14 protein-coding genes and 1 pseudogene are annotated in these 24,331 nt (G+C 70.2%); 3 read left to right on the top strand and 12 right to left on the bottom strand.

From position 1 onward, the window contains the following. Window positions 1-119: 119 nt before the first annotated feature. From ABZS61_RS02425 to ABZS61_RS02435, 3 genes are read left to right on the top strand one after another with little or no spacing between them, the layout of a single operon-like run. Window positions 120-1,394, top strand: a complete 1,275-nt coding sequence (locus ABZS61_RS02425; protein WP_356415146.1) for a glycosyltransferase — start codon at window positions 120-122, stop codon at window positions 1,392-1,394. Further along, complete coding sequence (locus ABZS61_RS02430) at window positions 1,391-3,577, top strand: hypothetical protein (RefSeq protein WP_356414872.1); 2,187 nt, start codon at window positions 1,391-1,393, stop codon at window positions 3,575-3,577. Before ABZS61_RS02425 ends, ABZS61_RS02430 begins: the two co-directional genes overlap by 4 nt. Window positions 3,578-3,581: 4 nt before the next feature. Next, window positions 3,582-4,712 (top strand): acyltransferase, encoded by a 1,131-nt coding sequence (locus tag ABZS61_RS02435; RefSeq protein ID WP_356414875.1) that lies wholly within the window; start codon window positions 3,582-3,584, stop codon window positions 4,710-4,712. Window positions 4,713-4,810: 98 nt separating this feature from the next. On the opposite strand, the gene ABZS61_RS02440 is transcribed toward ABZS61_RS02435, so the two are convergent. The 12 genes and pseudogenes from ABZS61_RS02440 to mreD form a co-directional block, all read right to left on the bottom strand. Next, window positions 4,811-6,094, bottom strand: a complete 1,284-nt coding sequence (locus ABZS61_RS02440; protein WP_356414878.1) for a nucleotide sugar dehydrogenase — start codon at window positions 6,092-6,094, stop codon at window positions 4,811-4,813. Continuing rightward, window positions 6,091-7,719, bottom strand: coding sequence for a glycosyltransferase (locus ABZS61_RS02445; RefSeq protein ID WP_356414881.1), 1,629 nt, complete (start codon window positions 7,717-7,719; stop codon window positions 6,091-6,093). Before ABZS61_RS02445 ends, ABZS61_RS02440 begins: the two co-directional genes overlap by 4 nt. Further along, window positions 7,716-8,744: a Gfo/Idh/MocA family oxidoreductase gene (locus ABZS61_RS02450; protein WP_356414884.1), complete on the bottom strand. Its 1,029-nt coding sequence runs from the start codon at window positions 8,742-8,744 to the stop codon at window positions 7,716-7,718. The genes ABZS61_RS02445 and ABZS61_RS02450 overlap by 4 nt, the downstream gene beginning before the upstream one ends. Beyond that, complete coding sequence (locus tag ABZS61_RS02455) at window positions 8,741-9,859, bottom strand: DegT/DnrJ/EryC1/StrS family aminotransferase (protein WP_356414887.1); 1,119 nt, start codon at window positions 9,857-9,859, stop codon at window positions 8,741-8,743. The genes ABZS61_RS02450 and ABZS61_RS02455 overlap by 4 nt, the downstream gene beginning before the upstream one ends. Window positions 9,860-10,208: 349 nt before the next feature. Next, window positions 10,209-14,378 (bottom strand): Rne/Rng family ribonuclease, encoded by a 4,170-nt coding sequence (locus tag ABZS61_RS02460; RefSeq protein ID WP_356414890.1) that lies wholly within the window; start codon window positions 14,376-14,378, stop codon window positions 10,209-10,211. Window positions 14,379-14,608: 230 nt separating this feature from the next. Continuing rightward, entirely contained in the window at window positions 14,609-15,385 is a 777-nt protein-coding gene (locus ABZS61_RS02465; protein WP_356414893.1) for a TIGR03936 family radical SAM-associated protein, read from the bottom strand. Window positions 15,386-15,508: 123 nt separating this feature from the next. Next, a pseudogene (locus ABZS61_RS02470) lies at window positions 15,509-16,661 on the bottom strand (hypothetical protein). Window positions 16,662-16,746: 85 nt separating this feature from the next. After that, window positions 16,747-18,672 (bottom strand): TIGR03960 family B12-binding radical SAM protein, encoded by a 1,926-nt coding sequence (locus ABZS61_RS02475; protein ID WP_356414896.1) that lies wholly within the window; start codon window positions 18,670-18,672, stop codon window positions 16,747-16,749. A 51-nt stretch (window positions 18,673-18,723) separates the two neighbouring features. Continuing rightward, window positions 18,724-20,253, bottom strand: a complete 1,530-nt coding sequence (locus ABZS61_RS02480; RefSeq protein WP_356414899.1) for a CYTH and CHAD domain-containing protein — start codon at window positions 20,251-20,253, stop codon at window positions 18,724-18,726. Window positions 20,254-20,303: 50 nt separating this feature from the next. Next, window positions 20,304-21,494, bottom strand: coding sequence for a rod shape-determining protein RodA (gene rodA, locus ABZS61_RS02485; protein ID WP_356414902.1), 1,191 nt, complete (start codon window positions 21,492-21,494; stop codon window positions 20,304-20,306). Further along, the gene (mrdA, locus tag ABZS61_RS02490; protein WP_356414904.1) at window positions 21,494-23,665 is read right to left on the bottom strand and encodes a penicillin-binding protein 2; all 2,172 of its coding nucleotides are present in this window, start codon (window positions 23,663-23,665) and stop codon (window positions 21,494-21,496) included. Before mrdA ends, rodA begins: the two co-directional genes overlap by 1 nt. Continuing rightward, a complete protein-coding gene (gene mreD / locus ABZS61_RS02495) occupies window positions 23,662-24,324 on the bottom strand; it encodes a rod shape-determining protein MreD (RefSeq protein ID WP_329211107.1) in 663 nt (220 codons plus the stop codon). Before mreD ends, mrdA begins: the two co-directional genes overlap by 4 nt. Window positions 24,325-24,331: the final 7 nt, after the last annotated feature.

Here is a 24,331-nt window from a genome sequence, read left to right on the forward strand (position 1 = left end):
GCCGCAAGGCGGCGGTTCGCCCGGACGACCGCCGCGGCCCCGCGTCGGAATCGTCCCGGCCTCATCTGATCTACCTCGCCGTCGGCTTCCCGCCGGCAGCGAAGAGCTGCGCCTATCGCATGCGCGAAACAGCGAACCAGTTCTGTGCTCTGGGCTGGGACGTCACGGTCGTGACCATCCTCGAGGAGTCGTGGGAGCGGGAGTACGGCCTGGACCACACGCTTTCCGAGGCCGTGGATCCGCGTGTGAGGATCGTGGAGCTTGCACTGGCGAGGGAGGATCTGGAGACCGACATCCGGCAGTTCTCCGAGACCCGGGCCCTGCGGCCGACCGCGTGGGCGAAGCAGGAGCGCGAGCGCCATCTGGAGTTCTTCCCCGAACTCGTCTTCGGCGGCTGGCGCGACAGCCTGGAGCAGGGCGTCCTCGACGTCCACCGGGAGCGGCCCGCGGATCTGCTTCTGGTGAGCTGCGCACCGTACGTGAACCTGGCGGCCGCCCGACGGTTGTGGCAGGAGCACAGGGTCCCGTATGCAGTGGACTACCGGGACGGCTGGTCCGTCGACGTCATAGGCGGGGGCGAGGCCTTCACCCGGGACTCCGAAGCAGGCCGGTGGGAGGATGAGGTCCTGCGCGAGGCGACCGCCATCTGGTGTGTCAACGACCCCATTGCGGACTTCTACCGGGAGCGCTACGCGGACCTGGCCGAGCGCGTCGAGGTCGCACGGAACGGGTTCGACCCCGACAGTGTCCCCGACATCGCGACGGGTCGGCCGTCCGGGGACGGCCTGGTCTTCGGGTACCTCGGTTCGGTGAACTTCCGCCCCGAGTTCCTCGAGACGGTGCTGGACGCGTGGCGTGAGGCACGCACCCGGGATCCGCTGGTCGCCCGTTCGCGCTTCGAGATCCGCGGGCACATCGGTGCGGGCGCCAGCCGCGAGGCCAATGCCCACATGGACCTCATCAGGAAGGCCGAGTCCGACGGTGTGACGTTCGGCGGGCCCGTGCCCAAGGCCGAGGTCGCCGAGACGTACGGCGGCTGGGACGCACTCGTCCTGATGCTGGTGGGCGGCCGGTACGTCACCTCGGGCAAGGTGTACGAGTTCATGGCGACCGGTCTGCCGGTCGTCTCCGCCCACGAGGCGGACCACGACGCGTCCACCGTGCTGGACGGCCGCCCGCTGTGGACGGGCGCCGGTGGCATGGATGTGGAGTACCTGGCCAACGCATTCGTCGATGCCGCGCGTATGGCCTCCGAGGCGACCGACGACGAACGCGCCGCCGCCCGGGCACACGCCACCCGGTTCACCCGTTCCGCTCTGCTCACCCCCTCGGTCCGGCGGCTGTCGGAAGCGGTACGAGCGGAATCCGCCACAGCAGAGAGTGTTCAGGCATGATTGACGTACTTCTGGTGTCGGTGGCCGCGACGTCGGCCGAGTCCGTGGCAGCCGCCGCCCGGAACTTCGAGGGACTGGGCGTACGGCTTCGGCTCGCCGCCTTCGCGGGTCCGGCCGACCTGCCTGAGTCGCCCCTGTTCACCGAACGGCACTCCTTCGCCAAGGACGCGTCCGCGCTCGGCCGCAAACTCGCCGCGACCGCGGGGAAGGCCCCTGCGGCCAAGCGTGGCTGGATGCACGCTCAGCGCGATGCCTGGCTTCTCGGCCACGCCCGCAGGGCCAAGGTGATCGTGGCCCTCGACGCGCAGGCCGTCTACACGGTCTGGCAGCTCGCCAGGATCAACAAGAGCGCCCATGCGTGTTATGGAGTGGCGGCCGGCCTGCGCGCCGTAGCCGATCGCAAGGAACGGCCCAGGCACTACGCACGGGCCGACTTCGTGAACGGGCTGCCTTCCCCGAAGGCCGCCGCCCGTGCCGCGGCACGCCGGACACGCAGGCTCCCCAAGGCTGTCGCCCTCAAGGCGATCGGCCCCCGGGTACTCCGGACCGGCCCGGGCGCCCGGGCCTGGCGTATGGCTGTGGCGGCTCCTGGCCTTCCGGAGCACATTCGGTTCCGGCTGGCCAAGCGGGTGGGCGACGGTCTGCGCAAGGCCAACCGTCCCGCCGGCGCCGTTCTGACGTTCACGTCCGCTGCGGAGCAGTCCCGCGGGCTGCGCCACCGTGCGGACCTGCTCGCCGCCGCAGCCCAGGTGGAGCTCAAGCGCGGCAAGGTCCCCGTCCGGCTGAACGACGCCGTCACAGCCGAGGTGGCCTGCGCGGATGCGAACTGGGGCAAGGGGAACGGCAAGGCGGCGGGCGCGTCCCTGGCCAAGGCGATGGAACTGGCGTTCCACCGCGTGCTGCATTTCGACCGGACCGAATCCCCGATGGCCGACGACCCCGGGGCCTACCTCGCCCCGCTCCACTCCGCCACAGCCTTCAAGGCGATGACCGCGGGGAACGGCCGCGCGCGCCCCGCGGCCACCCCGCCGGCCGACCGGCCGCTGCGGCTACTCTTCGTCACGCGCAAGAACGCCAACTTCCTCACCGAGATCCGCGACCGGTACGAGGAGCACACCGATGTCGAGGTCCGCTCGCTCGACATCGCGGACGAGCCGGCTCTGGACGCACTGGTCAAGTCACCCGCACGGATGGCCGCGTTCAGGCTCGGCGCCGAGCCTGCCCTCGAACGCACGGTCGAGGAACACCTTCGTCCACATCTGGACTGGGCCGACACCGTCTTCATCGACTGGTGCACAGGGCCGTCCGTGCTGTTCACAGCCATCGATCCCGGCACCACGCGCATCATTGTTCGGCTGCACAGTTTCGAGACGTTCAGCGCGTGGCCCTTCCTCGCCGACTTCTCGCGCATCGACGACCTCGTGTTCGTCGGCGCGCACCTGCGGGATCTGACGGTCTCCGCGGTTCCGGCCCTGCGCGGCCCGAACGCTCCCGCACTCCACGTCATCCACAACGCCATGGACCTGGGGCGCTACGGCCGCCCCAAGGACGACGACGCCCGCTTCACCGTCGGACTCACCGGGATCTCGGCTGTGGCCAAGGACCCCCGCTGGGCGATCTCCGTGCTCAAGCTGCTCCGAGCCCGCGACGAGCGCTACCGGCTGTTCCTCATCGGTGCGGATGTCGACGGGACTCTCAGTCCTGCCGCCCGTGCGTACGCCTCGGAGTACGAGCGGGAGGTGACCGAGCTCGAATCCTCGGGAGCGGTACGCAGGCTGGGCCAGCTTTCGGACGTACCCGGGGCCCTCGCCGATGTCGGCGTGATCCTCAGCTCCTCCGTCCGTGAGAGTTTCCACTGCGGATTCGTCGAAGGAGCGGCCAGTGGTGCCGTGCCGGTCGCCCGCGACTGGCCGTTCTTCGCCGGAAAGCCGAACGGTGCGCACACTCTCTTCCCCGGGAGCTGGCTGGCGCGCACGCCGCAGGAGGCCGCTGACCGAATCCTCGCCGTGACGGCCTCGGAGGAGGCTTGGAGGGCGGCAGCCACGGATGCCACGGACCATGCGCTGGCTGCCTGGGACTGGCCCGTCGTCGCCCGTGGCTTCGACCTGCTCCTGCTGAACAGCAGCACTACGACGCTGCCCGAGGGAGGGGAGTCGTCTGAGATCCGCGCCTTCCAGCCGTGACCGGTTGCCCTCGCTGACCGGCCTCCGCTTCTGGGCGGCTCTTCTGGTGGTGTTGTACCACCTGTCCCGGCAGGTCGGTACGGTGCCCTGGGTCAGCGAAGCCGCCTGGTACGGGCGCAGCGGCGTGACCTTCTTCTTCGTCCTGTCGGGCTTCGTGCTCGCCTGGACCTACGAGGACAACCGCGTCCCGGCCAAGGTCTTTCTGTGGCGGCGATTCGCCCGGATCTGGCCCATGCTCGTCCTGAGCGTGTTCCTGTCCGTCGCCGCCTGGATGGCCATGGACCACTCCGTGTCGCGGAAGGCCGTCGCCGCGACGCTGTTCGCCGTGCACGCGTGGATCCCCGAACCCGTGTACTACGTCGGCGGAAACCCAGCGGCGTGGTCGCTCAGCGACGAAGCATGGTTCTACCTCACGTTCCCGCTCCTGCTCGCGCTCTTCGCCCGGCGGCGCGGCACTTTCTGGGCGGGGACCGCTGTACTGGTCAGCGTGGGGGCGGTGGTGCTCTGGGTCGCTTCGGCGGCCATGCCCGCGGACATCCGCGGCTGGGCACTGGACTACTTCCCTCTCACCCGGTCCCTGCAGTTCGTGCTGGGCGTGGTCGCCGGCCTTGCCGTGAAACGCGGCTGGTGTCCGCCGATCCGGCTGATCCCCGCTGTCGCGCTCGTCGTCTGCTGGCACCTGGCGTTGGTGCCCTGGCACCATGCCGTCCCCGACGCACAGTGGTACAGCCCTTACGCGGCCTCCCAGCTGCTGTCCGCACCGCTGTTCGCCGCGCTGATCTGTGCGGCTGCCCGGGCCGACCAGGAAGGCCGTCCCACCGGGCTCGGCGGGCGCTGGTCCATCAGGCTCGGGCACTGGTCGTTCGCCTGGTACCTGGTGCACGAGATCGTCATCCGGCTCCTGATCCACATCCAGGGCCGGCCGGACCCGGAATTCGTCGCCACCCTCACCGTCTGGCTCCTGGCCATCGGCCTGAGCCTGGCTCTCGCCGGCCTCTGCTACGAGTACGTGGAGCGGCCCACGGAGCGTCTCCTGCGTCGGCTGGGGCCGTCCGTGGTGCCGGCGGCCGCTCCCGGCCACGGTGGAACGGCGGCCTCGGAACCCTCTGGTTCGGCCCCGACCGGCCGGAGCTGACGCCGGCACACCCCTCCGGCGGATCTCGTCCGGGACAACAGCGACGGACGGCCGGTACCCGAAGGTACCGGCCGTCCGTCGCTGTCTCTCTGTGTCGCTCAGCCGCCGATGACGACGCGGCGGACGCCGGTCCAGTTGGCCGGGTCGGTCGTACGTCGTCCGTCGACCAGGACGCGGACGTCCGGCAGGTCGGCGGCGGCCAGTTCCCGGTACTCGGCGTGGTCGGCCTGGAGGATCGCGGCGGTGACGGCCTGGCCCTCGTGCGGCACGAGGCCGTGGGCGGTCAGCTCGTCGGCCGTGTACATCGGGTCCGAGACGAACGGCACGGCGCCGCGGGCCTTCAGCGCCTCCACCACTCCGAAGACACCGGAGAAGGCGGTCTCCTTGACCCCGCCGCGGTAGGCGGCGCCCAGCACAAGCACACCGACACCGTCCAGGTCACCGTAGGCGGCGGCCAACAGGTCGACGGAGTACTCGGGCATCGCGGCATTGGCCTCACGGGCCGAGCGCACGACGGTGGCCTCCGGGTCGTTCCACAGGTACATCCGCGGGTAGATCGGGATGCAGTGGCCACCGACGGCGATGCCGGGCTGGTGGATGTGGCTGTAGGGCTGGCTGTTGCAGGCCTCGATGACCTTCTTGATATCGATGTCGTTCTTGTCGGCGAACCGGGCGAACTGGTTGGCCAGACCGATGTTGACGTCGCGGTAGGTGGTCTCGGCGAGCTTGGCGAGCTCGGAGGCCTCCGCCGTACCGAGGTCCCACACACCGTTCGGACGGGGCAGGTCCTCGCGGTCGTCGAAGTCGAGCACAGCCTCGTAGAACTCCACACCGCGCTGTGCGGAGGCCTCGTCGATGCCGCCCACGAGCTTCGGGTAGCGGCGGAGGTCGGCGAAGACGCGGCCGGTCAGGACCCGCTCCGGGGAGAAGACGAGGTGGAAGTCCACACCCGGGGTCAAACCGGAGCCCTCGGCGAGCATGGGCGCCCAGCGGGTCCGGGTGGTGCCGACGGGCAGGGTGGTCTCGTAGCTGACGAGGGTGCCCGGCTTGAGGCCGGCGGCGATCGCCTTCGTCGCGGAGTCCATCCAGCCGAAGTCCGGGGTGCCCTCGGCGTCCACGAAGAGCGGTACGACCACTACGACGGCGTCGGACGCGGCCACTGCGGCCGTGGTGTCCGTGGTCGCGGAGAGCAGGCCGGCGCCCACGGTCTCCTTGAGCTTGACGTCCAGGTCGTGCTCGCCGGGGAACGGCTCGGTGGCCGCGTTGACCAGCTCGACGACCTTCTCGTTGACGTCCGCGCCAATGACCTTGTGGCCCTTGGCGGCGAACTGCACGGCGAGCGGAAGGCCGATCTTGCCGAGCGCGACTACACAGATGTTCATCGGGTTATTTTCCTCTTCAGCCTGGACAGCATGTGGCGCAGCCGCCTGAAAACACCGGACTTCGTCTCCCACAGAGGAGCCGTCGTGATCACAAGGCGACCCTTGGGATTCGCGTTCGCCGCTACGCGGTACGGGACGGCCCGGCCCCAGCGTCGGGCAAGCGGCAGTGGCAGCCCGCCCGTCGGCACCGGAATCTCGTACGTCGAGCCTGCCACATCCGCATAGACACGGACGCCCCGCTTGGCGTTGACGGAATCAATCGGAATGAGGGCGGTCAACCGGGTCCTCTGCCCGTCCTGCACCGGTTCCCTGACGAACTCACCCACCACATCAGGCCGTCGGGCAGTCGCGGAGAGCCTCCGGGCTCCCGGCTTGTCCGCACTCTTGGGCATCGCGCCCTGTGCCAGAGCCACCGCCGTCGCGCCCGTGTCACCGATGAGACCGACGCGCACCTTCAGCGCGAGCGCGAGATTCGAACCGTCCTGCTCCCATTCGGCCGACTCGAGTTCGGTGTGCTTCGCCAGCCTGCCTGCCACGCCTTCGCCGAGGACCTCGTAATAGCGGTCGGACAGACCCAGCGCACTGTTACGGAATCCGGGATACGTCGCGAAGGCCCTGCCGTCCTCCAGGAGGAACGGTGGTGCCCCGTGCTCGGCCTCGTCGGTGAGAGCGCGGCAGAGTTCGTCGAGAGCCCCGCTCCGGGCGAGGCCGAAACGCACCCGCCTGGTGACTCCCGTGCCGTCCCGCAGGTCGTCGGTGAAGTAGGCGTCCATGACTGCTGCGATGCCCTCGCACACCTGGCGCTGAGTTCCGGTGTCGAGGGCGGCGAAGTCTTCCAACAGCAGCTTGGAAAGCTCCCATTCGAAGTGCCGCTTGAAAACGGCGTCGCGCTTCGGTCCCGCCTCGATCAAGCCGGCCGTGTGCTCCATGATCTTTGCAGTACAGCGAAGTCGCGCCAGGTGATCAGCCCGGTAAGTGATGTTGCTCGCGTCCCCGCGCTTGACCGCGTAGTAGCACGTGTAGTCCGCGACCACCGAGATCTTCCGGGCACGGAAGCATGCTTCGATGGTGAATGGCTGGTCACTTCCGACCGGCAGGTCCTCGGGGAATCGCAGCTTGTGCTTCTCCACGAGCGCACGCCGGAACAGCTTGGTATTGGCCAGCGTGTACGGAAGTGCCGAATCGTACAGGCTTATGTCCGGGTTACTCTCGGCAAAGAGCTTCTGATGGACATAGCGGCCGTTGGTGCCGACCATCTTGCCCACCACGACATCGGAGTCGTGCTCGTCCGCGCACGCCACCATGCGTTCCAGTGCTTCCGCACCGAGGTAGTCGTCGGAGCCGATGAAATACACGTATCGGCCCGTAGCCATTTCGAGCGCACGATTGCTCGGCGCCGCCGGCCCCCCGGAATTCTCCTGGTGGATCACCTTGAAAGTGTCCGGGAAATTCGCCGCGAAGCGGTCCAGTTCCGTGCCGCTCTCGTCGGTCGACCCGTCGTCCACGGCAATGACTTCGAGCCGGTCGATACCTATGCTCTGTCCCACGAGCGAGTTCAGGCACTCGGTGAGATACGGCATGGTGTTGTAAACGGCTACGACGACGGTGACTGCGGGTTCGGTCAACTGGCCACACCCTCGGGCAATGTCTCTCTGTCGCCCAGCCGCACAGCGCGGCCGGTCGAGGCGGACTCCAGTACGGCCGCCGCCACCTCAACGGTACGCAGACCCTGCCGCAGGGTGCAGATATCGGCCTCGGTACCCAGCACAGCGTCCCTGAAGAGCTCATGCTCGACAAGCAACGGCTCGCGCTTCGGGATGGCGTAACGGATCATGTCGCCCTCGGAGACACCGCGGAACGCGCGCAGCGCCTCCCACTCGGTGGTCACCGCGGCGTTCGAGTGGAACGTGAGGTCGGCGGTGAGGGTGTCGGCGATGTAGCAGCCGCGCTCACCGGTGACCGAGGTGAAGCGCTCCTTGAGCGGGCTCAGCCAGTTGACCAGGTGGTTGACCATGGTGCCGTCGGAGAGCTGGCCCACGGCGGAGACCATGTCCTCGTGCGGGCGGCCGGACTTCGACACGGTGTGGGCCGCGATCGACGTGTACGTCTGGCCGGTCACCCAGCCCGTCAGGTCGATGTCGTGCGTGGCGAGGTCCTTGACCACGCCGACGTCCGCGATCCGGTGCGGGAACGGGCCCTGGCGGCGGGTGACGACCTGGAAGACGTCGCCGAGCTCGCCCGCCTCCAGACGGCTGCGCAGCGAGCGCAGGGCCGGGTTGCAGCGCTCGATGTGGCCGACGCCGGCCACCAGGTCACGCGACTCGAAGGCCTCGACGAGGCGGCGGGCGCCCTCGACGGTGTCGGCCAGCGGCTTCTCGATCAGGGCGCAGACACCGGCGTCGGCCAGCTGCAGGCCGACCGTCTCGTGCAGCGCGGTCGGGCAGGCCACGACCGCGTAGTCGACACCGAGGGCGATGAGCTCCTCGACGGTCGACAGGACGGGGGCACCCTGCGCCCAGCCGTTCTTGTCGCCCATCGGGTCGACGACGCCGACCAGGGTCACGCCGTCGAGTCCGGCCAGCACACGGGCGTGGTGGCGTCCCATGGAGCCCAGGCCGATGAGCCCGGCCCTCAGCACGGCGGCGGTCACAGGCTCTCCCCGAGTGCGTTCACGGCGTTGGCGATGCGCTCCAGCTCACCCTCGCTGAGCGACGGGTGGACGGGCAGCGAGACGACCTCGGCGGCCGCACGCTCGGTCTCGGGCAGGTCCCAGGTACGGCCGGCCTTCTGGTCCGGCTCCCAGTAGGGCTTCAGCCGGTGGATCGGGGTCGGGTAGTAGACGGCGTTGCCGATGCCCGCCTCGGTGAGCTTCGCCATCGCGGCGTCGCGGTCGCCCTGCACCCGGATCGTGTACTGGTGGTAGACGTGGCGGGCGCCCTCGGCGACCGGCGGCGTCGTCACGTTCGGCGCGGTGATGTGCGCGTCGAGGTACGCGGCGTTGGAGCGGCGCTGCTCGGTCCAGCCACCGACCTTGGTCAGCTGCACGCGGCCGACGGCTGCGGCCACGTCCGTCATGCGCACGTTGGCGCCGACGATCTCGTTGGCGTACCGCTGCTCCATGCCCTGGTTGCGCAGGAGGCGCAGGGTGCGGGCGAGCTCGGCGTCGGCCGTGGTGACCATGCCGCCCTCGATGGAGTGCATGTTCTTCGTCGGGTAGAAGCTGAACGTTCCGCCTTCGCCGAACGCGCCGACGGGGGTGCCGTTCAGGGCGGCGGCGTGGGCCTGGCACGCGTCTTCGACGACTGCGAGTTTGTGCTTCGCCGCGATGGGCATCAGCTTGTCCATCGCCGCCGGGTGACCGTACAGGTGCACCGGCATGATGGCGGCGGTGCGCGGCGTGATGGCCGCCTCGACCGCGGCGGGGTCCAGGCCGTAGCTGCCGGGCTCGATGTCGGCGAAGACGACATCGGCACCGACGAGGCGGACCGCGTTCGCGGAGGCCGCGAAGGAGAACGAAGGAACGATCACCTCGTCGCCCGGGCCGACGCCGAGGGCAAGCAGCAGAAGATGCAGCGCGGAGGTACCGGAGTTGACGGCGACGCAGTGCCTGCCGTCGACCAGCTCGGAGAAGCCCTCTTCGAAAGCCGCGACCTCCGGCCCCTGTACGACGCGGCCACTGCGCAGCACGCGTACCGCAGCCTCGATCTCTTCTTCACCGATGACCGGGCGGGCAGCAGGAATCGGCTGCTCGTTGATGCTCGTCATGGACGTCCTCCTTGAACAACACCGCAAGAGCTCTTTACAGGCAGAGGTCTGGGGTGCGGGACGTCTTACGAGGCCGCGCATAACCCCACCGGCACAATGCCGACGCCCTGCCGAGGAATCTGGGCCCAGTCTGTCCTGAACCGGGTCGGTCACCGACCGTAGTCCCGCGAAGGGACCTGAACAGGCCGACGACCGCCGTCACATTATCAGGGATTTCTCAGGCGATTTCGGGCCCGTTAACCCGCCAGTGCATCAGTTCTGAAACAAAGCAGGTGTCCCGCCCCGAAGGCTTCGGGGCGGGACACGGATCGATGAACAACCGGTTACGGAATGCTCAGCCGACTGCTGATCAGGACTCGTCGGCCGGCGCGGAAGCGGTCACGGAAGGCGACGACTGCTCGGCGGCGACGGTCTTCTTGGCCGTTGCCTTCTTCGCGGTCGTCTTCTTCGCGGTCGTCTTCTTCGCAACCGTCTTCTTCGCGGCCGTCTTGGTGACCGCCTTCTTGGCCGGGGCCTTCTTGGCGGCCTTGCGGACCGCCTTCTTGGCCGGGGCTTCCCCGTCCGTCCGGGACTCGTCCGCCGCCGGGGCGTCGGACGTGGCCTGGTCGGCCGCGGAACTGCCCGTGACCACGACGACCGCCGCCTCGTCCGCGCCGGCCGGCGAACCTGCCGGAGCGGTGGCCTTGCGGGTCGCCCGGCGGCGGGCACGCGGCGGGGCGGCCGGAGCGGACACCTCGTCAGCTACCGGTGCCTCAGGGGCCGGAGCCTTGGCCGCAGGGGCCTCGACGACCGGGTCCTCGACCGCTACGGGTTCCGCAGCGGGCTCGGCCGGGGTGACCGGCTGCGCGACGTCGGCCGGCTTGGGAGAACCGGCCGGAGCGGTCGCCTTCCGGGTCGCCCTGCGGCGCGTACGCCCCACGGGCGCGGCCTCGGCCTCGGGGGCCGGGGCGGCCGCCGGGGTCTCGGCGACCGGCTCGGCCTGCGGCTCCGCCTCGACGGCCGGGGCCGGCTCGGCCACCGGAGCAGGGGCTGCGGCCTGCGGCGCGCCGACCGGAGCCGACACCTTGCGGGTCGCACGCCGACGGCCGCGACCGCGTGTCGCTGCCGCCTCCGCCTCGGCCGGGCTGCTGTACAGCTCCTCGTCCGCGACGAACTCCGGCTCGGGCAGCGCGATCGGGGCTGCGACCTCGGCCGCCACCTCGTCCTCGCTCTCGACCGCGTGCTCGTCGTGCTCGTGGTCCTGGACGTGCTGGTCGTGGTCGTGGTCGTGCTCCTGGCCGGCGCCACCGCGTCCGCGCTTCTTCGAGCGCTTGCTGCCGCCACCACCGCCGACGGACGTCGGCTGCTCCATGTGGACGATCACGCCGCGGCCGTTGCAGTGGACACAGGTCTCGGAGAAGGACTCCAGCAGACCCTGGCCCACGCGCTTGCGCGTCATCTGGACCAGGCCCAGCGACGTGACCTCGGCGACCTGGTGCTTCGTACGGTCCCGGCCCAGGCACTCCAGCAGTCGCCGCAGCACCAGGTCCCGGTTGGACTCCAGCACCATGTCGATGAAGTCGACGACGACGATGCCACCGAGGTCGCGCAGCCGCAGCTGGCGCACGATCTCCTCGGCCGCCTCCAGGTTGTTCTTGGTGACGGTCTCCTCGAGGTTTCCGCCCTGCCCGGTGAACTTGCCGGTGTTGACGTCGACGACGACCATCGCTTCGGTCTTGTCGATCACGAGCGAGCCACCGCTCGGCAGGTAGACCTTCCGGTCCAGTGCCTTCATCAGCTGCTCGTCGATCCGGTACGTCGCGAAGACGTCGACCTCGGAAGTCCAGCGCGACAGACGGTCCGTGAGGTCCGGTGCCACGTGCGAGACGTAGCCGTGGATGGTCTCCCAGGCGTCCTCACCGCTGACGATGACCTTCGAGAAGTCCTCGTTGAAGATGTCGCGGACGACCCGGACGGTCATGTCCGGCTCGCCGTACAGAAGCGTCGGGGCATTGGTGCTCCCGCTGCTCTTGGACTTCTTCTGGATCTCTTCCCACTGGCCCTGCAGCCGCTCGACGTCGCGGCGCAGCTCGTCCTCGCTCGCGCCCTCGGCGGCGGTGCGCACGATGACGCCCGCGTCCTCGGGAACGATCTTCTTGAGGATGGTCTTCAGCCGGGCCCGCTCGGTGTCGGGCAGCTTGCGGCTGATGCCGGTCATCGAGCCCTCGGGCACGTAGACCAGGTAGCGGCCGGGCAGCGAGACCTGGCTGGTCAGGCGGGCGCCCTTGTGGCCGATCGGGTCCTTCGTGACCTGCACGAGGACCGACTGGCCGGACTTCAGCGCGGTCTCGATACGGCGCGGCCCGTGGGCCATGCCGAGCGCCTCGAAGTTGACCTCACCGGCGTACAGCACCGCGTTGCGGCCCTTGCCGATGTCGACGAACGCGGCCTCCATGGACGGCAGGACGTTCTGCACCTTGCCCAGGTAGACGTTGCCGACGTAGCTGGTGGCCTGCTCCTTGTTGACGTAGTGCTCGACGAGCACGTTGTCCTCGAGGACGCCGATCTGGGTGCGCTCGCCGCTCTGGCGGACGACCATGACGCGCTCGACGGCCTCGCGGCGCGCCAGGAACTCCGCCTCGGTGATGATCGGGACGCGGCGGCGGCCCTGCTCGCGGCCCTCGCGGCGACGCTGCTTCTTGGCCTCCATACGGGTGGAGCCCTTGATGGACTGGACCTCGTCGAAGCCGGTGCCGGGCTCGCGCTCGGCTTCCTTCTTGCGCGGCTCGCGGACCTTGACGACCGTACGCTCCGGGTCGTCCTGGCCCGAGGGACCGTCCTCGCCCGAGGCGTCCCCGCTGCGGCGGCGACGACGGCGACGGCGACGGCTGCTGCTGGATCCGGACGCCGAGGACTCGTTGTCCTCGTCGTTGTCCTCGTCCTGCTCCTGCTCGTCCTCTGAGGCCTCGTCGTGCTGCTCGGCGTCATCGGCGTCGTTGGTCTCACCGCGACGGCGACGGCGGCCGCCACGACGGCGGCGGCGCGAGGGGCGGTCGCCGTACTCGTCCGAGTCGTCCTCGTGCTCGGCTTCCGCTTCGGGCTCCGCCTCGTGCTCGTCCTCGACGGGCTCCTCCACCGGGAGGGTGACGGGCGTTGCGGCCGGCTCGGTCTCGACTGCCTCACCGCGACGGCGGCGGCGACGGCGCGAGCCGCCCTGCGGCGCGGCCTCCGCGGCTTGCGCGGGGGCGGCGGTCTCCGCCTCGGGCTCGGCTTCGGCGGCCTGTGCGGGCGCGGCCTTGCGCGGCGCGCGCTCGGGGGCCTTCGGCTCCTCGAGCTCCTCGCTCTCCTCGTACTGCGATCCGGAACCGGCGGCAGCCGCAGCGGCTGCCGCGGTCTCCGGGGTCTGGAACATCGGCTCGGCGAAGACCGGCGCCTGGAAGACGGCAACGGCGGGGCGCGTCGCGCGGCGGCTCTTGCGTGCCGGCTCCTCGACCTTGCCGGTGAACTCCGGCCTGCCTGCGGCGGCGGTCGCCCGGCGGCGCTGGCGGCCTCGCGGCGCGGCTTCCTCGACCTCGTCGGTCTCGGCGGCGAGCTCCTTGGCGACAGCCGCGGGAAGGCTCTCACCGGTCTCGGCGGCGGCCTCTTCGGCAGCCTCCTCGGCCGGCTGCGGGGCACCTGCCGGTGCGGTCGCCTTGCGCACCGCGCGACGACGGCCACGCGGGGCCTCCGTCACAGGCGCCTCGGCGACCGGCTCGGCGGCAGCCGCGACCGGCTCGGCCACGGTCTCGGCCGGAACCTCGGCGGCCTGCGTGCCCTGCGGCGTGCCGGCCGGAGCCGACGCACGGCGCCGGGTACGGCCGCGCGGCGCGGCGACGGGCTCGGGGGTCTCACTGGCTTCGGCTGCAACGGGCTCGGCCGGCTCGGCCACGACGACCTCCTCGGCGGCGGCCTCCGCGTTCTGCGGGGCACCTGCCGGAGCGGTGGCCTTACGGGTGGCGCGACGACGGCCACGCGGGGCCTCGACGACAGGCGCCTCGGCAACCGGCTCGGCGGTCTCCGCGACCGGCTCGGCCACGATCTCCGCGGCGGCCTCGGCGTCCTGAGGCGCACCTGCGGGGGCGGTCGCCTTGCGGACCGCGCGACGGCGCGCACGCACCGGCGGCGCCGGCTCCACGGTCTCAGGTGCTTCCTCGGCCTCGGCCGGGGTCTCCACGGGCGCCTCGGCGGCGGGTTCCACGACCTCGGGGGTCTGCGGCGCACCCGCGGGAGCGGTGGCCTTGCGGACCGCGCGACGGCGGGCACGTACCGGCGGCGCCGCTTCGGCGGTCTCGGCCGTTCCGGCGCCGGTCGTCCCGGGCGCCGTGGCCTCCTCGGCCGGTATGGCCGGCGTGGCGTCGTCGGCGACGGCCGCACCCGGTGCGCCCGACGGCGGGCCGGCGGGGCGGGAGGCTGCGCGGCGCCTGCGGCGCGGCGGCAGCTTGTCCCCGGGGGTGTTGTCTTCTGTGTTCCCGGCGGTACCGGGTTCGATCGGCTCAAGCATGCGGGCGGTTCTCCCGTCACGCTCCCGGGCGCCGCGCCTGATTCCGGTCCGGCACGGTTCGCATGATGTACGCGATACCGCCGTCCGGGGCGCGGGCGCCGCACGGGAGCTGATGTCTGGCTCGCCGGTTCCGTACGCGTGTACGCACGGCCTGGCGAAAGTCTTATGGGGCGGTGCGCGGCCCGACCCAGGTGGCTCCCGAGTCCAAGGGCTGCGCTACGACGACCGCCTTACGCGGAACCTGCACCTTCAGGCGCCGTCGCGACGGCGGGCCGGTCGGCCGGAACGGCCGTGGCTGCCTCGCGGTCAGGCGCGAGCGGGTCGGTCACCGTGCCGGACTCCTCATCGAAGAGCCCCTGCGCCAGCCTGGTCACCGCTGCGGGGACCGGCGGCGCCAGGTCGGCCACAACTCGGAGACCGGACAGGACGTCGTCGGGTCGCACGGCAGGTGTCACGTGCCGCACTACCAGGCGCAGTATCGCACAGGGCCTGTCCCCGGACCTATCAGGCTGTGGATCAAGAGCCTGCAGTTCGGCGACGGCCGCACGGGCGTCGAAGGTCCGCATCCCGTTCTTCGCACGCCGCTGGACCTCGACGGTCTCGGCGTCCAGGAACGCGACAACAGCCTTCCGTGCGTCCTCGACATCGACTCCGTCCAGGCGCATCTCCCACACGGAGGCGGTCAGCCGGTCGGCGAGGCCCGAGGTGTGGGCCTCCACCGCGTCGATGATGTCGAGGCCGTCCGGCATCGACGCGTCGAGCAGTTCGCGGAGCGTTCCGGGGTCCCGCGCCTCGGTGAGGGCGATCTCCAGGAACTCGGCCTCGCTGCCCGTACCCGTGGGGGCGGCGTTGGCGTACGAGACCTTCGGGTGCGGGGTGAAGCCCGCCGAGTAGGCCATGGGCACCTCGGAGCGGCGCAGTGCCCGCTCGAAGGCACGCTGAAAGTCTCGGTGACTGGTGAACCGGAGGCGGCCCCGCTTGGTGTAGCGCAATCTGATGCGCTGCACCGCCGGTGCGGGCGGCGGGCCTTCGGGCTGTCGCTTGCCCAGTGGTTCTTCTCCTCGGTGCGGGGCGGACGCGGTGGCGCACCGCCCACGAAGTACAGGGTGCCCCCGGGGTGCCGCTCCGGCTCACCCCCGCTCGACGGTTTTGTCGGCGAGCAGGGAGATCTCGGGCGCGGGCGCCTCGCTGGGGACAATCGTTGTCCTACCCAGGGTACGCGCAGCGGACCCCTTGAGTTCCCGCACCTCTGTGACCTGCGGCGGGCCCACCAGAGCGCGCCATGCGTCGCGGCGGGCCGCGCGCACGCTCTCGCGGGCCGCGCTCAGTGCACTGCGGACGGCGCGCCCCGCCTCCAGGGCGCCCTGTTTGACGGGGGCCCACACCGCGTCGCGCACGAAGTGCCCGACCGGAGTGCACATCGTGCGATAGGCCCAGGTCACCGGCGCGCCCACCAGATGCCACGCCAGCCACGCCAGGGCGCGGCCGACGGCCCGGGAGATGTATCCGGCGATCCGCCAGGCGACCCCGGCCGCGGCGGCGATCTCCCGGCCGACGGGGGCGAGGACATGCCGGTACACCCAAGCGAGGGGCAGGACGAGGAGCGTCATGACCAGCCAGACGGCAGCAGCCCCGAGTCCCCGCCCGGTGGCGGCGATCCCGCGCCCCAGCTGGGTGAGCACCCACGCGATGCCGTGCCCGACCGGGGTGAGCACATACCGGTACGTCCAGGCGACGGGCATCACGATCAGGTGCGTGACGAGCCAGTCGGCGGCGATTCCGAGCGGCTTCAGGACGTAGCGCCACAGGCCGACCACGGGCCACACCAGGACCACGGTGAGCAGCCCGGCGACGGCGGCACCGACCGCCCGGCCGGCCGGGACGAGCAGCGTGCCGTACACCCACCGGAGCCCGTGTCCGGCCGGGGTGAGGACGGCCCGGAGCCACACCAGCGGGGCGACGATCCCGTAGCGGACGACGGGGACGACGACGTGGCGCCACAGCCCGATCCAGGGCCACACGAGGACGGCGACGGCCAGCCACGCGACGGCCCGCCCGACCGGCGCGAGCACGGTCTCGTACAGCCACTCCAGGGCGCGTCCCAGCGGACGCAGAAGCATACGGTCCAGGGCACGCAGCCCCGCGACGAGAACGTCCCAGATCATCCGTACGGGCAGGACGAGGACCAGCACGACGGATCCGTACCGGGATCCTGATGAGGGTGGTCAGACAGCCCTCCCCGCCTTCGTACCGCTCGGGTGTCCGCTGCGTGTCGTGGTCCATGCCGTACATGACGCGAAGGCCCGGCCAGGGGTTTCCCCGGCCGGGCCTTCTTCACCGGGCTGTCACCCGGACGGTTGCTTCGGTGCTACTTCACCACGGTGAGCGGCAGGAGCTTCTTGCCCGTCGGACCGATCTGGATGTCCAGGTCGAGCTGCGGGCACACCCCGCAGTCGAAGCAGGGGGTCCAGCGGCAGTCCTCGACCTCGGTCTCGTCGAGCGAGTCCTGCCAGTCCTCCCAGAGCCAGTCCTTGTCGAGACCGGAGTCCAGGTGGTCCCAGGGCAGGACCTCCTCGTACGTCCGCTCGCGGGTGGTGTACCAGTCGACGTCCACGCCGAACGCGGGCAGCGTCTCCTCGGCGCTCCGCATCCAGAGGTCGTAGCTGAAGTGCTCGCGCCAGCCGTCGAAACGGCCGCCGGACTCGTACACCGCGCGGATGACCGAGCCGACCCGGCGGTCGCCCCGGGAGAGCAGGCCCTCGATGATGCCGGGCCTGCCGTCGTGGTAGCGGAAGCCGATGGAGCGGCCGTACTTCTTGTCGTCGCGGATCTTGTCGCGGAGCTTCTTCAGCCGGGCGTCGGTCTCCTCGACGCCGAGCTGCGGGGCCCACTGGAACGGGGTGTGCGGCTTGGGTACGAAACCGCCGATGGAGACGGTGCAGCGGATGTCGTTCTGGCCGGAGACCTCGCGGCCCTTGGCGATCACGTTGACCGCCATGTCGCCGATCTGGAGGACGTCCTCGTCGGTCTCGGTGGGCAGGCCGCACATGAAGTACAGCTTCACCTGGCGCCAGCCGTTGCCGTACGCGGTGGCCACCGTGCGGATCAGGTCCTCCTCCGAGACCATCTTGTTGATGACCTTGCGCATGCGCTCGGAGCCGCCCTCGGGGGCGAAGGTGAGACCGGACCTGCGGCCGTTGCGGGTCAGCTCGTTGGCCAGGTCGACGTTGAACGCGTCGACGCGGGTGGAGGGCAGCGAGAGGCCGATCTTGTCCTCGGTGTACCGGTCGGCCAGGCCCTTGGCGATCTCACCGATCTCGGTGTGGTCCGCGGAGGAGAGCGACAGGAGGCCGACCTCCTCGAAACCGGTGGCCTTGAGGCCCTTCTCGACCATTTCGCCGATGCCGGTGATGCTTCGCTCCCGCACGGGGCGCGTGATCATGCCGGCCTGGCAGAAACGGCAGCCGCGGGTGCAGCCGCGGAAGATCTCGACGGACATCCGCTCGTGGACGGTCTCGGCGAGGGGCACGAGGGGCTGCTTCGGGTACGGCCACTCGTCGAGGTCCATGACCGTGTGCTTGGACACCCGCCACGGCACGCCGGACTTCTTGGGCACGACGCGGCCGATGCGGCCGTCGGGGAGGTACTCGACGTCGTAGAAGCCCGGGACGTAGACCCCGCCCGTCTTCGCCAGCCGGAAGAGCACCTCTTCGCGGCCACCGGGCCGGCCCTCCGCCTTCCAGGCGCGGATGATCTCGGTGATCTCCAGGACGGCCTGCTCACCGTCGCCGATGACCGCACAGTCGATGAAGTCCGCGATCGGCTCGGGGTTGAACGCGGCGTGGCCGCCCGCCAGCACGATCGGGTGATCGACGGTTCGGTCCTTGGACTCCAGCGGGATGCCCGCGAGATCCAGGGCCGTGAGCATGTTGGTGTAGCCGAGCTCGGTGGAGAAGCTCAGCCCGAACACGTCGAACGCGCCGACGGGGCGGTGGCTGTCCACGGTGAACTGGGGCACCTTGTGCTCGCGCATCAGCTCCTCGAGGTCCGGCCAGACGCTGTACGTGCGCTCGGCGAGGACGCCTTCGCGCTCGTTGAGCACCTCGTAAAGGATCATGACTCCCTGGTTGGGGAGTCCGACCTCGTAGGCGTCCGGGTACATGAGTGCCCAGCGGACGTCGCATTCGTCCCACGGCTTGACGGTGGAGTTCAGCTCACCGCCGACGTACTGGATGGGCTTCTGCACATGTGGGAGCAGAGCTTCGAGCTGCGGGAAGACCGACTCGGCAGACATCTGGGGACCTTCGTGAGCTGACAGGGGTGACCATCAAGCGTAACCCGGTGCTCAGCTCCTCAATGCCGATCGCAGTCCCGGATCCGATGCCCGGGCCCATACCTCGGGCAGTTCGCGCTCCCGGTCGGCCGCCGCGGCCTCCTCCTGGCCGTACAGCAGGCCCCAGGTGAACGCGGACTCCCCCGCCCCGTGTGCCTGGACCGCCAGAGCGCGCAACGCGTCCCGGGCGACCACGCTGTCCTGGTGTTCCCCGAGGACCTTCTGCACCGCCTTGATCCGTTTGGCGAACTTCTTGGCGGGCTTGCCCAGCGCCGGCCGCGCGGCCTCTCCCGCGTACCGGACACGCTTCGCGGCCTTGCGGGCCTCGTGCATGGCGAGGTCCCGGTCGTGGCCGGGGCACTGTTCCAGTGCGTGGCCGACGCGGGTGGCGAGGCGTTCGTAGTCCTTGAGCACAGCGCGGGGCAGGGCGTCCCCCGGGTCCCGCCCGGCGTCGGACCTGAGGGGCGGGTCGGCCAGGAGGGCGTCGAGGGAGTCCAGGAGCGCCAGGTAGCGGTCCGTGTCGAGCGCGGAGAGGACCCGGCGCCGTGCCCCGGCGCTCCCGGACACGGAGGAGAGCCTCAGCCGAGCGCTCACAGGGCCGAGGACCAGGGTGTCCGGCAGACCGGCGACGCCGGAGCGGAGCCGCTTGTCGAGGACTTCCTGGTCCCGGCCGACCCCGAGCTCGCCGGCGAGCCACTTCAGCTCGACGCGGAGCGGGTCGGTGACGGCACGGTCGAGGATCCTGCGGTATGTCCTGAAAGTGCTGCGGAGCCGACGGGTGGCGACCCGCAGGCGGTGCACGGAGTCGGGCAGGTCCCGGCGCACGGCGGGGTCGAGCTCGATGATGGCAGCGACCTGGCGGCGTACGTAGGCGAGTACGTGGTCTCCCGCGTCGTGCGGGGACGGCCTCTTCTTCGTCGCCGGCCGCGACGTCTCCGGCTCCGTCTCCGCCAGCGCCCTGGCCAGCTTGGAAGGTGCTGCCGAGGGCCGTACGCCTGCCTTGCGCAGTCGGCGCTCGATGGCGTCGAGGACGGCCGGGTCACCTTCGTCGGCCAGTTCGACCTCCAGCTCGGTCCAGGCCGAGGTGGTGCCGTGGCCCTTTTCGGTGAGGCGCTCGACAAGAACCTCGTCGATGCTCAGCTCGGCGAGCAGGGCGCCGTTCTCGCCGAGGAGATGGTGGATGTCACGTGTGGAGAAGATGCGGATGACGGGGGCCACCGGCGTGTTCCGCACCCGGGAACGGAGAAGTCCTGCGAGGTCGGGCGGCAGCGCGTCGGCGAGCGGGGCCCGGATCTCGTCGCGGATGCCGGACGAGACGGGGATCTTCAGGTGCCATCCGGCGTCGTCACCGCCGGTACGACGGCGCAGCGTGAGGGAGTCGGCGGCCAGCCGGAAGTCCTCGGTGTCGTAGTAGACGGCGTCGAGTTCCGCCAGGCCGCGGTGGACGACGGCCGAAACGCCGGCCGCACGGGTCAGATCCGGCAACCGGGTTTCGGGAGTCGCTTCGTACTTCCGCTCGACCTCACGCTTCGAGTCCGCCATAGGACGAATCTATCCGCGATCGGCACGGTCATGCAGGGCCTGCGCATCGCTCAGGCAGTTATCGGCCGCTGCACCCTGATCGACTGGAGCAGTCCGATCGCCACCCATACGGCGAACATCGATGATCCTCCGTAGGACACGAACGGCAGCGGAAGCCCCGCCACCGGCATGATCCCTAGGGTCATGCCGATGTTCTCGAAGGACTGGAAGGCGAACCAGGCGATGATGCCGGCGGCCACGATCGTCCCGTACAGCTCGGTCGTCTCGCGGGCGATACGGCAGGCGCGCCAGAGGACGACGCCGAGCAGGACGATGATCAGTCCGGCACCCAGGAAGCCGAGCTCCTCCCCCGCGACGGTGAAGACGAAGTCGGTCTGCTGCTCGGGGACGAACTGGCCGGTCGTCTGGGAACCGTTGAAGAGACCGGTGCCGGTGAGTCCGCCGGAGCCGATGGCGATGCGGGCCTGGTTGGTGTTGTAGCCGACGCCGGCCGGGTCGAGCGCCGGGTTGGCGAAGGCCGCGAAGCGGGCGATCTGGTAGTCGTCGAGCACTCCGAGCTGCCAGACGGCCAGGGCGCCCGCCGTGCCCGCCCCGAGGAGTCCGAAGATCCAGCGGTTGGACGCGCCGGAAGCGAGGAGGACTCCGAGGACGATGACGGCCATGACCATGACGGAGCCGAGGTCGGGCATCAGCATGACGACCGCCATCGGGACGACCGCCAGGCCGAGCGCCTTGGCGACGGTCCGGTGGTCGGGGTGCTGCTGGTCGCCCGCGTCGACGCGGGCGGCGAGCAGCATCGCCATACCGAGGATGATCGTGATCTTGGTGAACTCGGAGGGCTGGAGGGAGAAGCCGCCGGGAAGGAGGATCCAGGCGTGCGCGCCGTTGACGGTGGCGCCGAGCGGGGTGAGGACCGCGAGGACGAGCAGGACCGACAGCCCGTAGAGGACCGGCACCGCACCCCTCAGGGTGCGGTGCCCGAGCCAGATGGTGCCGACCATCAGCGCGAATCCGATGCCGGTGTTGAGTGCGTGCCGGAACAGGAAGTAGTACGGGTCGCCGTGGGTGAGCGAGTCACGTCCGCGGGTCGCCGACCAGACGAGGAGCGAGCCGATGAAGGACAGTGCCAGGGCCGACCCGAGCAGGGGCCAGTCCAGCCGACGCACGACGGAGTCGCGTGCGGTGAGCTTGGCCCAGGAGGAACGCTCGGGGGCGTAGCGGGAAACGGAGAAACCGGCCATCAGTCCCGCCTCCAGGGCACTCCGGCGAGTGCGAGTGCCTGGGCGCCCTCTTCGGCAGGGGGCTCGGGGGTGTAGGGCTTGATCTTCGGGTTCTCGATCGAACCGTCCGGCTGGATCTTCGGCAGGGTCTTCTGGGGCTTGGGCAGCAGTGCCTTCTTGAGGTCCTGCTTCCCGGCGGCGTCGAGTCCGTAGAGCGCGTTGTAGATGTTGCGCACGGCGGGGCCCGAGGCGCCGGAGCCCGTACCACCCTGGGAGATCGTCATGACGATCGAGTATTCCTTGGTGTACGTGGCGAACCAGGAGGTCGTCTGCTTGCCGTAGACCTCGGCCGTGCCCGTCTTGGCGTGCATCGGGATCTTGTCCTGGGGCCAACCGCCGAATCGCCAGGCGGCGCTGCCCCGGGTCGCGACTCCCGCGAGGGCTTCGTCTATTTTGTCGCGCGTGCCGCCCTTGAAGGGCAGTTTGCCGTGCGCCTGGGGCTTGATCTCCTGGACCGTCCTGCCGTCGCCGCTGACGACGGCCTTGCCGACGGTCGGGTCGTAGAGCGTGCCGCCGTTGGAGATCGCGGCGTAGATGGTCGCCATCTGGATCGGGGTGACGAGGGTGTCGCCCTGGCCGATCGAGTAGTTGACGGAGTCACCGGCGCGCATCTTGTAGCCCTCGAGGCAGCCTTCGTACGCGATCTTCTCGACGTACGTGCCGTCCTTCTTGCCCTGCTTGCACCAGGAGGTCTTGTTGGCGTCGTAGAAGTTCTGCTTCCACTGACGGTCGGGGACTCGGCCGGAGACCTCGTTGGGGAGGTCGATGCCGGTCTCCTTGCCGAGGCCGAACTGGTGCGCGGTCTTGTAGAACCAGTCGTTGGTGTTCTTCTTCGGCTTGTTGCCGCCGTCCTTCTGCCATTCCCTGTGCGCGAGGCCGTAGTAGACGGTGTCGCAGGAGACCTCCAGGGCGCGGCCGAGACTGATGCTGCCGTAGCCCTGGGACTCGAAGTTCTTGAAGACCTGGCCGCCGATGGAGTACGAGCTCGGGCACGGGTAGTTGCCGTCGAATTCGTATCCGGCGTTGACCGCGGCGGTCGAGGAGATGACCTTGAAGATCGACCCGGGGGCCGCGGTTCCCTGGATGGCACGGTTCAGCAGCGGGAAGTTGGATTTCTTGCCGGTGAGCTTCGCGTAGTCCTTGGCGGAGATCCCGCCGATCCAGGCGTTGGGGTCGTAGGTCGGCAGGGAGGCCATCGAGACGATGCGGCCCGTCTTCGCCTCCATGACGACGACGGCTCCGGAGTCCGCCTTGTAGAGCTCGTTGGTGTTGCGGTCCATCTCCTTGCGGGCCGTCTCCATCGCCTTGTTGAGCTCGTACTCGGCGACGGCCTGGACCCGGGCGTCGATGGAGGTGACGACGCTGGCGCCGGGCTCGGCCTCGTCGTTCTGCGCCTGGCCGATGACGCGGCCGAGGTTGTCGACCTCGTAGCGGGTGACGCCGGCCTTGCCGCGCAGCTCCTTGTCGTACGTGCGCTCCAGGCCGGAGCGGCCGACCTGGTCGGAGCGGAGGTAGGGCGAGTCGCTGTCCTGGGCCTTGGTCACCTCATCGTCGGTGACGGGCGAGAGGTAGCCGAGCACCTGGGCGGTGTTGGCCTTGCCGGGTGCGGCGTAACGGCGTACGGCGGTGGGTTCGGCGGTGATGCCGGGGAAGTCCTCGGCACGCTCACGGATGGTGAGGGCCTGCTGGGTGGTGGCCTCGTCGGTGACCGGGATCGGCTGGTAGGGCGAGCCGTTCCAGCAGGGCTGCGGGGTCTTGGCGTCGCAGAGCCGGACCTTGTCCCGGACGTCCTTGGGCTTCATGTCCAGGACGCCGGCGAGCCGGGTGAGGACGCCGACGCCGTCGTCCTTCATCTTCATCAGCTCGGTGCGGCTGGCGGAGACGACGAGGCGGGTCTCGTTGTCGGCGAGGGGTACGCCGCGGGCGTCGAGGATGGCGCCGCGGACTGCGGGCTGGACGACCTGCTGGACGTGGTTGTTCTTGGCTTCGTCGGTGTACTCCTGGCCGTTGCGGATCTGGAGGTACCAGAGCCGGCCGCCGAGCGTCAGGAGCAGGGAGAAGACGAGGACCTGGATGACGACGAGACGGATCTGGACCCGCTGGGTCCGGCCCGTCTCCGGGATGTTGCTCACAGTCGCTTGACCCCCTTGATCCTTCCTGCGCGTGCGGCGCGGTTACGGGCGGCCTTGACGCGCAGTCCGCCCCGCTGGCTGCCGATCCGCAGCCCGGTCCCCGAGGCCAGCCAGCCTGCGGCGACATCGCCGCCGCCGGAACTGTCGGCGATCGGATCGTTCTCGGTGCGTCTGGCGAGCGCCATGATCAGCGGAACGGTGAACGGCGCGAGGAGCAGGTCGTACACGGCGGCGGTGAACAGCAGGCTGCCCAGGCCCACGTGGCGGGCCGCCGTGTCGTCGACGAGGGCGCCGACACCGGCGTACAGCAGGGTCGACCCGATCGCCGCGGCGACGACGACGGCCATCGGGGCGAAGGCCGACTTGAGCTGGCCGTTCTCGGGGCGGACGAGACCGGCGAGGTATCCGATGACGCAGAGCACCAGGGCGTAGCGACCCGCGGCGTGGTCGGCGGGCGGCGCCAGGTCGGCGAGGAGTCCCGCGCCGAAGCCGATGAGCGCGCCGCTGACGTGCCCGTACACGAAGGCGAGTCCGAGCACGACGAGCAGCAGCAGGTCGGGGGTGGCACCGGGGAGCTGGAGGCGTGCGAGTACGGAGACCTGGACGACGAGGGCGACCACGACCAGGGTGACGGAGAGCAGAGTCCGGTTGAAGCGCATGGGGATC

It is taken from the genome of Streptomyces sp. NPDC005566, from assembly GCF_040605575.1.
Lineage (GTDB): Bacteria > Actinomycetota > Actinomycetes > Streptomycetales > Streptomycetaceae > Streptomyces.